At 40.4% G+C, this 15,528-nt stretch carries 10 protein-coding genes; 5 read left to right on the top strand and 5 right to left on the bottom strand.

Annotated features, from left to right (window positions below):
• Window positions 1-43: 43 nt before the first annotated feature.
• Window positions 44-2,263 (bottom strand): glycoside hydrolase family 3 protein, encoded by a 2,220-nt coding sequence (locus tag J9318_RS04800; RefSeq protein ID WP_210561792.1) that lies wholly within the window; start codon window positions 2,261-2,263, stop codon window positions 44-46.
• Between J9318_RS04800 and murQ the strand changes: the two genes are divergently transcribed.
• The 3 genes from murQ (at window position 2,213) to J9318_RS04785 (ending at window position 6,422) form a co-directional block, all read left to right on the top strand.
• Entirely contained in the window at window positions 2,213-4,153 is a 1,941-nt protein-coding gene (gene murQ / locus J9318_RS14125; protein WP_210561790.1) for an N-acetylmuramic acid 6-phosphate etherase, read from the top strand. The two genes, J9318_RS04800 and murQ, sit on opposite strands and share 51 nt — an antisense overlap.
• A 130-nt stretch (window positions 4,154-4,283) precedes the next feature.
• Complete coding sequence (locus J9318_RS04790) at window positions 4,284-5,615, top strand: exo-beta-N-acetylmuramidase NamZ family protein (protein WP_244731900.1); 1,332 nt, start codon at window positions 4,284-4,286, stop codon at window positions 5,613-5,615.
• A 39-nt stretch (window positions 5,616-5,654) separates the two neighbouring features.
• Window positions 5,655-6,422, top strand: coding sequence for a formyl transferase (locus J9318_RS04785; RefSeq protein WP_210561788.1), 768 nt, complete (start codon window positions 5,655-5,657; stop codon window positions 6,420-6,422).
• 1 nt (window position 6,423) lies between these two features.
• Here J9318_RS04785 and J9318_RS04780 read toward each other — a convergent pair whose 3' ends face one another.
• The 3 genes from J9318_RS04780 to purL all read right to left on the bottom strand — a co-directional run bounded on the left by J9318_RS04780 (window position 6,424) and on the right by purL (window position 13,050).
• Window positions 6,424-7,035, bottom strand: coding sequence for a transglycosylase SLT domain-containing protein (locus J9318_RS04780; RefSeq protein ID WP_210561786.1), 612 nt, complete (start codon window positions 7,033-7,035; stop codon window positions 6,424-6,426).
• A 348-nt stretch (window positions 7,036-7,383) separates the two neighbouring features.
• On the bottom strand, window positions 7,384-8,958 hold the full coding sequence (gene gshA, locus J9318_RS04775) for a glutamate--cysteine ligase (RefSeq protein WP_244731896.1): 1,575 nt from the start codon (window positions 8,956-8,958) through the stop codon (window positions 7,384-7,386).
• Between the two features lie 189 nt (window positions 8,959-9,147).
• A complete protein-coding gene (purL, locus tag J9318_RS04770; protein WP_210561784.1) occupies window positions 9,148-13,050 on the bottom strand; it encodes a phosphoribosylformylglycinamidine synthase in 3,903 nt (1,300 codons plus the stop codon).
• 146 nt (window positions 13,051-13,196) lie between these two features.
• Here purL and mltF point away from each other — a divergent pair, with 146 nt between their 5' ends.
• Both mltF and J9318_RS04760 read left to right on the top strand, forming a co-directional pair.
• The gene (gene mltF / locus J9318_RS04765) at window positions 13,197-14,672 is read left to right on the top strand and encodes a membrane-bound lytic murein transglycosylase MltF (RefSeq protein ID WP_210561783.1); all 1,476 of its coding nucleotides are present in this window, start codon (window positions 13,197-13,199) and stop codon (window positions 14,670-14,672) included.
• Window positions 14,669-14,833, top strand: coding sequence for a hypothetical protein (locus J9318_RS04760; RefSeq protein ID WP_210561781.1), 165 nt, complete (start codon window positions 14,669-14,671; stop codon window positions 14,831-14,833). Before mltF ends, J9318_RS04760 begins: the two co-directional genes overlap by 4 nt.
• Here J9318_RS04760 and tadA read toward each other — a convergent pair.
• On the bottom strand, window positions 14,830-15,354 hold the full coding sequence (gene tadA, locus J9318_RS04755; RefSeq protein ID WP_210561779.1) for a tRNA adenosine(34) deaminase TadA: 525 nt from the start codon (window positions 15,352-15,354) through the stop codon (window positions 14,830-14,832). The two genes, J9318_RS04760 and tadA, sit on opposite strands and share 4 nt — an antisense overlap.
• Window positions 15,355-15,528 lie beyond the last annotated feature (174 nt).

Below are 15,528 nucleotides of genomic sequence, written 5' to 3'. Positions count from 1 at the left end.
TACCGTTAAAAGTGGTTAGTGCCTATTTCATTTTCAATTAAACCTACGACTTTCCTGCCTTTTCACCCGCTCCAATTGTCCTGACGGGTAACCTACCGCTTGTTTTAATCAAGCCAAACAGCTGCTTAGCAATACTTTCATAGGACTCACCTTTTATGCTGTTGCTTTTTAAGCTGTTATCTTTATTGTCAGATTGATGTGAGTTAGATTGGAAATAAACGTTGTAATTGTAGGTCGATATTACAGAATCAACGTCTGATTGAAAGTTTTCCGTCTCGTACGGAGCTCTGATACTAATAAATATAGTTTGCATTCCATGTGCGTTAGCTAGTTTAAACAAAACTTTATGTCGCTCAGCTAATTGAACTCTTGATTTAGAACGCAATTGTTGTCTTTCCATTTGACCAACCCCCACCATTTCATAAGGTGACTGTTTAGGTGCTATTGAGCCAATCACTAAGCCATCAAAGTTTACTGTGTGACTACTAAATTTAGCTTTGCTGTTAATGTTCTTTTTATGAACTTTAGTATGATCCGTTTGACTTAATATGCCTTCTAAAGAGTCATTAGCACTTAATTCGATGTCGGTTAGGGAAGACTCAGACAAGCAGGTTAATTCAACTTGCTTTACTTGAGGATTCTTTGATTTTTTCAGCACCATAGCTTCAGAAACAGCATTTGAAAACGCCTGGCATTTTCCAGTATCTGGCATGATGGCCAAAAGCCTATAGAGCCTATTGTCGGTGTTTATTTTAATTTCATGACGATAGATAGCTAAATGACCGTTACCTTTTAAAACGGTAAGACTTTTATCAGATAACGATTGATGAAGCGCTTTGTGTTTATCTTGCATTGCTATTTCAGCGCTTTTAGAAACACGACGGTCAAACTGTTGTTTAATGGCAGTTTTTAATTTTGCTTTTGTCTTTAGAATAGATTGATACGAAGACCATAACTCTTGTTTGTTAATATCGCCGACTAATACTTTGTCTTTTAATTTGGCTAATAAACGAGTAAACGCTTTTATTTGCGATGGACTATCAATCACCATAGGCATCAACGCGATATCAACCCCAGCGTTGAAGGTTTCAATTAACGCCTGCTCCGCGGTAAAATGCTTGGCTATTGCCCCCATATCTAAAGCATCAGAAACCACTAAACCTTTAAATTTATATTCTTTTTTAAGCAAGTCGGTAATGATTTTTCTGGAAAGTGTGGCTGGCCGAGTAATTTGCAAACCTGACTTCGAGGTTAACTGGCTGTTGTCTAATGCTGGAAATTGAATGTGGGCAGACATAATAAAGTCCACCGCATCTGTTTCGCTTAAAAAACGAAATGGCAATAACTCTACCTTTTCTAATTTTTGACGCGGAGAACTCACCGCTGACAATCCCGAATGACTGTCTATAGATGTATTTCCGTGACCAGGAAAGTGTTTCGCTGTGGTTAATATATTTGCACTTCGCATGCCTTCAGACATAGCCAGCCCTAACTCTCCCACCACTTCTGAATTATCACCAAAAGAACGGACATTTATTACTGGGTTGTGAGGATTATTATTAACATCAACGTTGGGAGCAAAATTTAGATTAAAGCCTAAATCATACAACTGCTGACCGATAGCTTGCCCAACAGCGTTGGCATAGTGTGTTTTGTATGAATGATATGTGGCGCCAATGGCCATGTTTCCGGAAAATGCAGCATATTCAGCTCTAGGTAAGCGGGCAACACGACCACCTTCTTGATCAATACCAATAAACAAAGGCAAACCCGAATTAGACGCCGCCAACTGCAACTGTTTGTTCAACTCGGTGACTTGTAGTGTGTCTTGTATATTTTCTGAAAAGAGAATAACTCCGCCAATTTGTGACTCTTCAATAAAATGCTTTAGCTCTGGGTTTAATGCAGTTAAAGGGGTTTGGCAAGTTTGTTTATTTGCAGAACTCTTTGCTCGTGTTTCACGCTGAGTTTGGTCGCAATAAAACCGAAAATCCAACATCATCTTTTGAGCTAAAGCAACATCAATCCAATCGTTTGTCGTTGGCATAACAGGCAAGGGTTGGGGTAACTCTGTAGCATTAACTCTATAAATTGAGCCAAACAATAGAATAAATATGATGAACAAAAAGTTATTTTTAATCTGCACTGTATTTACGTTTCCAGTCTCTTGTTTTTTTAGTACATTGTTGTTGCACAACAGGATACCATTTTTATGAAATTTATCATCGGCATAGACGGCGGCGGCACAAAAACCGTTGGACAAATAATTAATCTCTCTAATTTCCAAAGCTTTAGTGCTACAACGGGTCCTAGCTCTCTTTCTCAAGGTATTGATAAAGCGTCAGAAACATTATCGCTACTGATCATCAATCTTATTCAGCAAGCTGAAACCGATAGCAGTAACGTTCGCATTGCAATCGGCGTAGCGGGTGCAGGAAATAGTAGGTTAGTTGACAGGTGTCACGAATACCTTGTTCGCCAAACCGGCATAAACTCTATTGTAATTGTAGAAGACTGTGAGACCGCTCTTTTGGGGGCAAAATGTGAGTCCCTCATCAACAGCAGCGCTGATTCTGGCTCTGGCAACGATTTCAGTGCGTTTGTGCGTAAACTCAAGCAGTCTCAATTGGTTAATGATAAAGCTCCGCAAACTAATGACGTAGCGTTAATTACGTTAGGTACCGGCTCTTTTGTTGCACATTCAGACAATAATAAAAACATATTTTCTGGCGGTTGGGGGTTTCCAATCGGCGATGAAGGAAGTGGCGCAAAACTGGGTTTCTACTTAGTTAATCACTTTTTAAAAATGTGGGATGCCAATCAAGTTCAAGGTCCTGAATTTCATAAACTGAACCAAGACCCTTTATATACCAAACTTGCGATGCAACTAGGAGCTACGAAAGAGCAACTTTTACAATGGTTGTCAGAAGCGTCGCAATCAGACTTTGCTAGCCTTGCTCCTGCTGTTTTTGAATATGCCTCGTCATCAAAACTAGCCGCGCTTGCCATACACCAGCATTTGAATGATGTGGCTGACTTACTGAATAGTATTAAAAGTTCAAAAATATTCTTTACGGGAGGGCTAGCAAGCTCAACCCTTGAGCATTTATTAGCAAATAACCTAATTCCGAACATAGCCCAACGTATTAAGCTAATTGACAGCCCCAGTTTAATGGGCGCGCTCTCCATGGCAGACAGTTTAAGTGATGCTAATATTGAGCAACCTCAAACGAGAGAGAAAGTTAATAACAATTTAACATCGCTGGATAAGCTCGTATCAGAACAACGAAATTCAGCTTCCACTCAACTAGATTTAATGAGTAGCCACCAAATTGTAGCCTTAATGAATGATCAAGATAGTATCGTGCCACAAGCAATAGAGACTGTTTCGCAACATATCGCAGAAGCCATTGATACAATCACCCATTCATTAAATAACGGTGGTCGCTTAATTTATATGGGGGCTGGAACCAGTGGCCGTTTAGGTGTACTTGATGCCGTAGAATGCCCGCCCACCTTTAGTACAGATCCCAATACGGTGATTGGTTTGTTAGCCGGTGGCCAGGGCGCAATGTTTAAAGCCGTCGAAGGGGCTGAAGATAGCACTGAACTTGGCCAAAAAGACCTTATTGACTTAAATCTCGCCATCCCTGATGTGGTTGTGGGTATCGCGGCTAGCGGTCGCACGCCTTATGTTATCGGCGGGTTAAATTATGCCAAATCACTAGGCTGCAAAACCATCAGTGTCACTTGTAACCCGGTTGCTACCATTAATGACATTGCTGACATTCCAATTGCTGTTAATTTAGGGCCTGAAATATTGTCAGGTTCAACTAGATTAAAAGCAGGTAGCGCGCAAAAAATGATCATAAATATGTTGAGCACCGGCGCTATGGTGCAGCTGGGTAAATGTTATGAAAACCTCATGGTCGACGTTAAGGCGAGTAACCACAAACTTGTGAAACGAGCCTGTCGTATCATTGAGCAGGCCTGTGGTATCTCATTTGAGCAAGCCGAACAGCTATTAGTTGGCGCTCAGAACAATGTGAAACTGGCCATTTTGATGCAAAAGTCTGGCTTAGACCAAGCACAAGCGGCGCAATATCTTGCCAATCATAATGGCTTTTTAAGACGCGCACTGAATAATTTATAACTTGCAATTGTGCTTAATACACTCGGATACTTATGTGCTTAACTACCTAAATTATTTGGGAGTTTTAATCTTTGAGACTTAGGCACCTAGCACTTAGTTAATAACACCAACAACAAAAAGGAGCGTATTTGTGAAGCAATGGAGATTTTTTGTCTGTGCCATTTGTTTTTTTTCATACAGTTGGTCTGTTGAAAGTCGAGCTAATCAAGCACATGCAATACAGGTTGGTGCAGAACAAATTGAGGCTTACTTACCATTACTAAAAGGTAAGCGAGTTGGTCTGGTTGCCAATCAAACGTCCGTTGCATTTGAAATAAATATTGAAGTTGATGCAGATGATGACTCTAGTGATGGTGTCTCGAAACATCGCACACGTATTCAAGATAAAAACATTCATTTACTTGATTTGCTACTTAAAAATAATATTAATGTTACTCTCGTTTTTGCTCCAGAACATGGCGTTAGAGGCGATCACAGCGACGGCGAAATTGTTAAATCCTCTGTTGATGCTAAAACCGGTATTCCTCTCGTTTCTATTTATGGAAAAAACAAACGGCCGCCTAACCAAATAATTGCAGAGCTAGATGTTATCGTTTACGACATTCAAGATGTTGGCGCTCGATTTTATACTTATATCAACAGTATGTTTTACATGATGCAAGCAGCACAGCAACAGGGCATTCCTTTTATTGTGCTCGACCGACCAAACCCTCACCTTCAAAAAGTGGATGGTCCGATGCTTGATCCTAAGTTTAGATCCTTTGTTGGGCTCTTGCCGGTTCCTATGGTTTATGGATTAACCGTTGGGGAGCTAGCACAGATGATTGTTGGAGAAAATTGGTTAAACTCGATTCACCCAATAGCGAATCAAACCGCATCAATTCCACTAGAACTTACCGTGATCCCCGTTAAATACTATCAACGTACCGCAAATTATAGTCTCCCTATTCCGCCAAGCCCTAATTTGCCAAATACGCAGGCAGTGACTTTATATCCTTCGCTAGTGCTTTTTGAAGCCACCACAGTAAGCATAGGTAGAGGCACTCAACAACCGTTTCAAGTCATTGGTCACCCTGAGCTATTCATTGGTAATTATTCTTTTACGCCACGTTCCATTGCTGGTGTCTCTAAATATCCTAAGTGGGAAAATACGACGCTCACCGGTACTCTTCTCTTATCGGAAAATGGGAGGGACGATGGCTTAATAAACTCACAACTAGATTTAAGTTTTCTGTATCAATGGCATCAACTTTTTATGCAAACAGCAAACACAAGCAACACACAATCAAGGCCCAAATATATCTTCATTGATCGACCTGAGTTTTTTGATAAATTGGCAGGCACAGATCAACTGAGAAAAGATTTGCAGAATAATAAAACGCTCAGCGACATTCGGAACCAATGGCAGCCAGGGCTCAATCAATTTTTAAAAGACCGTCAGCCCTATTTAATTTATCAATAGTCTTTTGTTCAAACGAACTAAGCCAAAATTAGGTTTTCTATGCTAAATATTATTGTATTAACAAATAGAGATGTTCCCGCACACTATGCCTTAAGCCTGTTGTTACCAGCTATTGAAAGTCACAAAGTGCACATTTTTACATCCAGTAAAGTCGGGGGAACCAATAATTTACCAAAAGAGCTGCTAGAGTTAGCTCAGTTTGAGTCTGATTTACTACAGTCACCTGAGTTCAAACACAGTCCTCTTCACTCTGCCAAATTACTCGACAATATCAATACGCCAAAGGGCTTGGAGCAACTCTCCGCAATAAAACCCGATGTTATTTTATCTATCCGTTTTGGCAAAATATTGAGGGAACCAGTTATAAAACTACCAAAATTTGGTGTGTTAAATTTGCACTCAGGCTTACTACCTGAATTTAAAGGCGTAATGGCGACATTTTGGGCAATGCTAAATACAGAAAAAGCATCTAGTCTAGATTCAACATTTAAGCCAAAGGATTCGCTTATAGGGGCGACAATCCATAGTATTGACGATGCCTCTATTGATACCGGTCAAATCATTACTCGCATACCAATTGAACTTGTAAGTTCAAAGTCATATTGGTGGAATGTCTTAAATGTATATAAGCAAAGTATTCCAGAATTAGTAAAATCAATTCAAACTATTGAGTGTGGAAGGCTACTTGTTGGTCAACCTCAAACCAGCGCTGGGAATTACTTTAGCTACCCAACAGAAGAAAGCATCTTAGCCTTCCATAAAAAAGGGTTCAAACTCTTTGAACCCTCAGATATTGAATTTTGTTAGATCAATGAAACATCAATCGCCACAACCAGCTGCTATTCAAATAATCCTCGCAGCCTCTTAATTGGGTAGCATATCGTTTGGCTCGATTATCAACTTTTTGAGCAACACGAACTAACCAAGCCTTTTTCCGGTAGGTTTTGCGTTTATAGCCGCCCCACCCTTCGTGATAATTTAAATATTGATTTTTAGCGTCCCATTTAGAGACTTTATTTAGTCGATTTGTTTTTGCTGTATACCAGCCCATAAAATCAATCGCATCATCAAAGTCAGAGCGACTGCTCCAAGAGTTGCCTGATTCCTTAACATACTCATCCCAAGTGACCGTTTTTGCTTGTGAGTATCCGTAAGCAGAGCTTGCTCGACCAATTGGTATGAAGCCTAAAAAATATTCCATCGGTGGCGCAGCGTCGGCTTTGAACGAACTTTCTTGATACATCATTGCCATAACGACATGGATCGGCGTTCCCCATCGGTCATTCATATCGTTAGCAGCGTCCCACCAGTCTTCTCTTTCTTTGAAAATTTCACATATGTTAGAAATATTTTTTGGTTGAGGAGTGACACAACCACTAATTAACATTATTAAAATTAAAATAATGACACTTTTTTTCATTTTAATTGAACTTTCCTGCTGAAACCTGTCAAACATTACAGTAACAGATTTTTCCCTGAATTTTGTTGTTAGTTTGACGAGTAAATTTAATTTACTCGTTTTTTTTTGCTTGCGATTTAGTCACGCTAAAGTCCAAGCCGAAAATAATGTGAACTAAAGAGTAAATTTAATACTAACTAAAATCATGTGGTTATAAAGATATTTAGTTTAAATTGAAATTAATTGAAGATTCTGAGAACTTTTTTGTTTAAAGGAGTCTAACATAGTGAAAGCAGTTTTTTTCATTCCCTGGAAGTTGTTGTTATTTTAGCGAGCATATCCCTTTGCTCGCTTTTTTTTGTCTGAAATTTAAGTTTGGTAAGTAAAGTAGTTTTCTAAAAACTCATCAAACGACAAGGTATCACTGGCCTCAATGTCTTGCTGCTTTTGCCATGACGTTTGAGTTTCTTGCACTAAGAAAGACGGTTTAAATACGCTAGGAAGGTGCGCTATATTTTGCTGTTTATAGCGGTCAGCCAAAGATAAAGCGTAATAGCCATTATCGAGATCGTCTTTTAGAAGTGTATTGAGGAGTTGTCCTGACAAGGTCTTATTAGGATCCGTAATGGCGCCTGATATTTGATCTATCGCTAAGGTATACTGATCGCCGCCAATATGTTTGTCTAACCATAACGCCACAGATTTAAGCTCAGCAAAAATATTTGTTAACCACTCTTGACGTGAAACTGTAGTGCCATTTAAAACTAAATCTAAAGACTCTGCTCGTCCATTTAATACGATGCGGTCTTGGTTTTCCTCTGCCTCGGCTTGTTGATCAGCAGTTAGCTGGTCCTGCTCGGTTAATAAGCAAAAAAGCATAAATACATCAATCACACGCATTTGTTCTTTAGAAATACCTACTGGTGAAAACGGATTTACGTCCAGAGCTCTTAACTCAACGTACATTATGCCACGATTTTCCAATGCGTCGGTTGGTTTCTCACCAGACTTAGCCACTTGTTTTGGACGTACGGGTGCATACAATTCGTTTTCTATCTGTAAAATATTATGGTTTAGCTGTTGGTAGTCCGAACCAATTTTAACACCTATCTTTTTGTAATCTAACGACTCTGTCCGAATCGCCTGTCGTAACTTAGTGATGTATTCCTTTAAACAACCATATTCAACGTTTAACGCAGACTGCTCGCTATTTGTGTAACCTAGGTCACTCATTCTTAACGACGTGGCGTGAGGTAAATAAACAGAGCCTTTACCAAAGGTTTCAAATGGTAACGCTTCACCTTTACCTTCTAAAAATGAACGACACATAGCAGGCGAAGCGCCAAAAAGATAAGTTACAACCCATACGTACCTTTTAATATTTCTTACCATTCGCATATATTGCTCAGACTGGAAATCCATTAGACTGCCGGTTAAACCTTGTTGCTTTTGGTATGCTAGCCAAAACGTAGTAGGTAAAGAAAAGTTGTAATGGATGCCCGCGATGGCCTGCATCATAGAGCCGTATCTATTTTTTAATCCTTTACGATAGGTACGTTTCATTTTACCTATATTAGACTCACCGTAATACGCCAGTGGGATTTCATCTTGATGCTCAATAAAGCAAGGCATACTCATTGGCCATAAAACCTCATCGCCAATATGCTTTGTTACAAAATGATGAATATCTTGAAGTTGCGCGTAGGTTTTATTTATATCATTCGATGGCGGAGTAATTAACTCCAATAAAGCTTCTGAATAGTCAGTAGTAATATAAGGGTGAGTTAAAGCCGCGCCTAATAACTTTGGGTGCTCTTTTTGAGAAATTTTACCATTAGGTGATACGCGTAACGTTTCTCGTTCAATACCACGCTGGATATCTTTGATGGCGCCGGTGAAGTCACTTGTAGATAAGTCATCTAAACGTTGTTTAATGGTAGTCAAAATACTATCGTTCCTTAACACTGTCGGAATTCAGAATAAACGCTCTTTATGGCGTCTAAAGACCTGATTATAAAGGTCTAGATTTCATTTAATTAAATTATTTTTTATCTCAATGAAAAAAGCCATCTACATGATGGCTTTTTATACATTTATATTACAGTTTTTACACTATAGCGATAAATTGCCGGACTATCCAACCCACAAACGTGCGTTTCTAAACATTCGCATCCAAGGGCTGTCTTCTAACCACTCGTCTGGATGCCAAGAATTGCTCGTTGTTCTAAATACACGTTCAGGGTGAGGCATCATAATAGTGACTCGACCGTCGGCTGTAGTTAGTGACGTTATACCTTCTGGAGAACCATTTGGATTAGCCGGATAAGAAATAGTTTTCTCACCACGGTTATTAACGTATTGCATTGCAACCGTCCCAGATTGAACTGCTTGTGTAATCGCGTCTTGATTAACAAACTCAGCGCGTCCCTCTCCATGAGAAACAGCAATAGGCATTCTAGAGCCAGCCATACCTTTAAACAAAATGGATGGCGATTCTTGTATTTCTACTAAGCTAAAGCGCGCTTCAAAACGTTCTGATTTGTTTTTCACAAATCGTGGCCAATGTTCAGAACCAGGAATAAGCGAACGTAGATTGGACATCATTTGACAACCATTACACACACCTAAACTGAAAGTATCGTCGCGATGGAAGAAGTTTTTAAATTGCGTCGATAACTCATCATTAAATAAAATCGACTTCGCCCAACCTTCACCGGCACCTAAAACATCACCATAGGAGAAGCCACCACATGCGACTAAACCTTTGAATGAGTCCAGTGATAGGCGTCCAGATTGCAAATCACTCATGTGTACGTCTATTGCTTCAAAACCTGCGCGATTAAATGCAGCAGCCATCTCAACATGTGAATTGACACCCTGCTCTCTTAAAATAGCCACTCGAGGACTATTTCCACCCGACTTAGCGATAACTGGCGCTGCAACGTCTTCATTTATATCGAAGCTTAATTTTGCGTTTAGACCCGGATCATCCACATCAAACTTCGCATCATGCTCTTGTTGAGCGCAATCTGGGTTGTCTCGCAGAGATTGCATATGATAAGTGGTTTCAGCCCATATTGTTCTAAAGTGCGTACGAGTTGTATTTAAAACGGCTTCACCATTTAAAGTAAAGTTCAATTTATCGTCTTGATTCACATCACCAATAACATGACTGAAGTTTTCCATGCCATGCGCTGCTAACATTGACATTACAGCATCTAAATCAGTCGTTCGTATTTGTATCACTGCGCCTAGTTCTTCGGAGAAAAGAATTGATAGCGCATCTGTCCCTAATCCATCTAGTGCAATGTTAACGCCTGCTTTACCAGCAAAGGCCATTTCCGCTACCGTAGCAAATAAACCACCATCTGAACGATCGTGATATGCCAACAATTTGTTGTCTGCATTTAAAGCTTGAATCGCATCAAAAAAGCCTTTTAATAACTCAGGTGAATCTAAGTCTGGAGCGACCGTACCTAACTGATTGTAAACTTGTGCCAAACAGCTTGCACCTAAACGATTTTGTTTTGCACCTAAATCAATCGCTATAAGCTTAGTCGCGCCCTTATCCGTTCTAAGCTGCGGCGTTAAGGTCTTACGAATATCTTCTACTCGTGCAAACGCAGTAATAACTAATGACAGTGGCGATGTAACCGCCTTGTCTTGACCTGACTCATCTTGCCATTGTGTTTTCATAGACATTGAGTCTTTGCCAACAGGAATGGTTAAATCTAATGCAGGGCATAGTTCTTCACCAACGGCTTTAACCGCTTCATATAGTCCTGCATCTTCACCAGGATGACCGGCAGCAGCCATCCAGTTCGCGGACATTTTAATGCGCTTTAACTCACCGATATCTGCAGCAGCAATGTTAGTAATAGACTCCGCCACCGCCATTCTAGCCGACGCACCATAGTTTAACAGTGCGATTGGTGTTCGTTCACCCATCGACATTGCTTCACCATGATAACTATCTAACGCAGCCGCGGTCACGCCTACATCTGCGACTGGTACTTGCCATGGCCCAACCATTTGATCACGAGAAACCATACCCGTCACTGAGCGGTCACCTATTGTTATCAAGAAGGTTTTTTCCGCTACGGTCGGTAGACGCATAATTCGCTCGGCTGCGTCCAAAGGTGATACGTCACTTAGGTCTAGTTCGCTGCCGGTAGTTGCTTTACTCTCTACGTCTCGATGCATTTTAGGCGCCTTGCCTAACAACACATCTAACGGTAAATCAACCGGCTTGTTGCCAAAGTGATCGTCGGTAAGTGTTAAATGACGTTCTTCAGTCGCCTCACCTATTACAGCGTATTGCGCGCGTTCTCGCTGGCAAAGCTGTTCAAATAGCTCTAAATTTTCCGGCGCAACAGCCAATACATAACGTTCCTGAGATTCATTACACCATATTTCTAGTGGCGACATACCTGGCTCGTCATTCGGCACTTTGCGTAAATCAAAAATACCGCCTCGTTCACCATCGTTTACTAACTCAGGGAACGCATTAGAGAGTCCACCAGCACCAACATCATGTATAAATGCAATAGGGTTCTTGTCACCTAACTGCCAACATTTATCGATAACTTCTTGGCAACGTCTTTCCATTTCTGGGTTTTCTCGTTGCACCGAAGCAAAGTCTAAGTCTTCACTAGATTGACCTGAAGCCATTGAACTTGCCGCGCCGCCACCAAGGCCGATATTCATCGCCGGACCACCTAGTGCAATAAGTTTTGCACCGACAGGAATTACACCTTTTTCAGTATGTTCACGACGAATGTTGCCTAATCCACCGGCAAGCATAATTGGTTTATGATAACCGCGCACTTCTTCGCCGTTGAAGCTATTTACTTTATCTTCATAGGTTCTGAAATAACCGAGGATATTTGGTCGACCAAATTCATTATTAAAAGCAGCACCACCTAACGGGCCTTCTTTCATTATTTCGAGTGCATTTACAATACGGCTAGGCTTGCCAAAGTCTTTTTCCCAAGGCTGTTCAAAACCAGGAATACGAAGGTTTGAAACGGTAAAGCCTACCAATCCAGCTTTCGGTTTTGAGCCTCTGCCCGTCGCCCCCTCATCGCGAATCTCGCCGCCAGAGCCTGTTGCTGCGCCCGGGTACGGAGATATAGCAGTTGGGTGGTTGTGAGTTTCTACCTTCATTAATATATCAATATTTTCATGATGGTATTGATAAGCGCTAGTTTCTGGATTTGCAAAGAATCGCCCCGCCTCAGAACCATGCATAACTGCAGCATTATCTTTGTAAGCTGATGTTACATATTCTGGATTGTGTTCAAACGTGTTCTTAATCATTTTAAATAATGATTTGGGCTGCTTTATTCCGTCGATTGTCCAATCGGCATTAAAAATCTTATGGCGACAATGCTCAGAATTTGCTTGGGCAAACATGTAAAGCTCAATGTCATTTGGATTACGCTTAAGTCGAGTAAAACTTTCTACTAAGTAGTCAATTTCATCTTCTGCCAACGCGAGGCCCATATCATGATTTGCTTTACTTAATGCATCACGACCACCTGTTAAAATATCAACCGACTTAAGTGGTTTTGGCGACTCTTGATAAAACAATGCGCTCGCGGCATCTAAAGACTCAAAAACTGACTCTGTCATACGATCATGAAGCTCTGATCGAAGCATTTGAATTTGGTTGTCATTTAGAGGGCTGGAAGTTTCAATGTAGTACGCTAGGCCGCGTTCGATTCGTTTTATTTTTGAGAGACCGCAATTGTTTGCGATATTTGTTGCTTTGGTGGACCAAGGGGAAATGGTGCCTGGACGTGGTGTTACTAGAATTAATGAGCCGCTGGGTGGATGAGATTGAATTTTGGGTCCATATTCTAATAAAGCATTGAGCTTATCTAGTTCAGGTTCGGACAATTCGGAATTAAGGTCCGTAAAGTGGACAAACTCCGCATAGATATCTTTAATACTGAGTCCATGCTGTTTAAACGCAGACAGTAACTTGTTGACTCTAAAGTCAGAAAGAGCTGGGGCACCACGAAGGATTAACATATGCCAATTCACCATTCATGTTGAAAGGAAAGAAATTAGGGCCGTATTATACCCGCAATTTTTACCAATAAACAGAATTGTGTGGTAGTTTAATACAATAAAAATTAACTATTTTTCATCCGCATAACCTGGTACTAAAAATACGCATGCCAATAACTTTACACAAAACATCTACGTTATCGCCTAAAGCATTATTTATAATCGCAGCTTTGTTGTGTGTTTGGGTTTACCTTTCAGGGTGTGCAGATGTGTCTTCTACATCTAAATTACAAACAATTAAGCAAGACAGCGTAATCAAAGTAGGCATTTTATTCGATCCAACAAGTTATTATATAGACGCAAGTGGTGCTGCTGGCTTTGAATACGAGTTGGTTAATAAATTTGCTGATTACTTAGATGTAAATGTCGAGTTAGTTCCAAGCTACAACTTCAGCGAATTGCTTCCTAAATTGGCATCTGGGCAAGTAGATATCGTCGTGGGTGGGTTGGCTAATATTAGTGATAAAGATAAACAGTATCGATTATCGCCCCCCTACTCTTTTATCGATCAAAAATTAGTTTTTAAACAAGGTCGAGAACGACCAAAAAGTTTTGAAGAACTAGAAGAGCCGGTAACTGTAGGTTATGGCACAGATCATATAGATGTAATGAATGATGCCATCGCATTACACCCCGACGTTCAATTAAATGTCATCGACAACACCGATCCGACTGAATTGCTCGAGTCTCTTATGGCTGAAGAGTTTTCTTTTACTATTGCTGATAGTCACCGTTTGGCCTTAATGCGTCGATACTACCCAGATATCAGCGTGGCTTTTACTATAAAAAAAGACGTTCCACTCAATTGGCTGTTACCTCAAGACAATGATGACTCACTATTTGCGGCATTAATAGAGTTTTTCGGTGAGCTTCATCAGAATGGTGAATTAACCGCATTAGATGATAAATACTTTGGTCACGTGGAATCATTTAACTATGTAGATACGCGTCTGTTTATTAAGGCAATTGAAAATGTATTACCAAAATATAAAAGTTGGTTTGAAGAGTATGCCGGTGATATTGATTGGCGCTTAATAGCAGCACAAAGTTACCAAGAGTCTCATTGGAACCCAAGAGCCAAGTCTCCGACAGGAGTGCGAGGCATTATGATGCTAACTCAACCAACTGCAAAACAAATGGGCGTTAAGTCACGTCTCGATGCAGAGTCAAACATTCGTGGCGGTGCTAAGTATATAAATCTATTAATGCAAAGAATTCCTAAACGAATAAACGAATCAGAAAGGCCATGGTTTGCATTAGCAGCGTACAACATTGGATGGGGCCACGTTCAAGACGCACGACGCTTGACCGAAAAATTTGGTGGGGATCCAGATAAATGGGTAGATGTGAAACAACACCTACCTAAACTACGCCAAAAAAAGTATTATAAGACGACACGGTATGGTTTTGCGCGAGGCGATGAAGCCGTTACCTACGTATCAAATATAAGACGTTACTACGACACATTAAACTGGATTGAAGATCAAGCCATTCAACAACAGTTAATTGAACAAAAAATAGAACAACAAAAAGAACTTGTAGATAACGATGTACCGAATAAAATTTCACAGGGATTAAAATGATAAAGCGAAGACGTACATTTAAATTAACTAAAAGCAAAGCGCTAATGGACAGAACTCGACGAAGAGTAGCTAGAAAAGGAACAAAAAAAGCATTGGTGAATAGACGAATCAAACAGATTAATACGAGCTTTGAAGCCGCACATGAACTAGAGAACGACTAGCCATCATTCTCTAGCTGTTTGGTTTGTATGGCCTTAAGTTTCTTTTTTTCCTCTCGGCGCCGCTTAAAAAAAGCAGATAACATTTCGCTACACTCTTGCTGCAAAACACCACCAACGTACTGTACTTTATGATTATGACTATCGTGTTCTAATAAGCGCATGACACTTTCAACAGCACCTGTTTTATAATCACTAGCACCGTAGACAAGTCGCTCGACACGAGCATGTACCATAGCTCCAGAGCACATAACACAAGGCTCAAGCGTGACGTAAAGTGTCGTGTTTACTAATCTGTAATTTGATTCACTCGTACCCGCGGCCCTTAGTGCCATGACTTCTGCGTGAGCGCTAGGATCACTTAAGGTAATAGCTTGGTTAAAACCCTCAGCAATAATTTGTCCATCCTTAACAAGAACCGCCCCAACAGGAATTTCTCCCATAGCTTCTGCCTGCGCGGCTAACGCTAGGGCTCTTCGCATAAATGGTTCATCCGTTAAAGCTAGTGATTCAATTGTTGTCATTAAAAACCTTTGATATTAGAGAGATAAAGCTCAATGCCCGAAGCTCAACTATTTGTATTGTGTTCCCAACTTAGCGTAATAACTTAAAACTTATAATAAACACCCAAATATTGGCTAAATTAACAACGAGGCCACATTATGAAAAAGTAATTTCCATAAAAAACAAATGGTTAA

This window comes from Psychrosphaera aestuarii, from assembly GCF_017948405.1.
Taxonomy (GTDB): Bacteria; Pseudomonadota; Gammaproteobacteria; order Enterobacterales; family Alteromonadaceae; genus Psychrosphaera; species Psychrosphaera aestuarii.
Note: the sequence above shows the minus strand (reverse complement) of the source record. Positions and strands in the feature narration are given on the sequence as shown.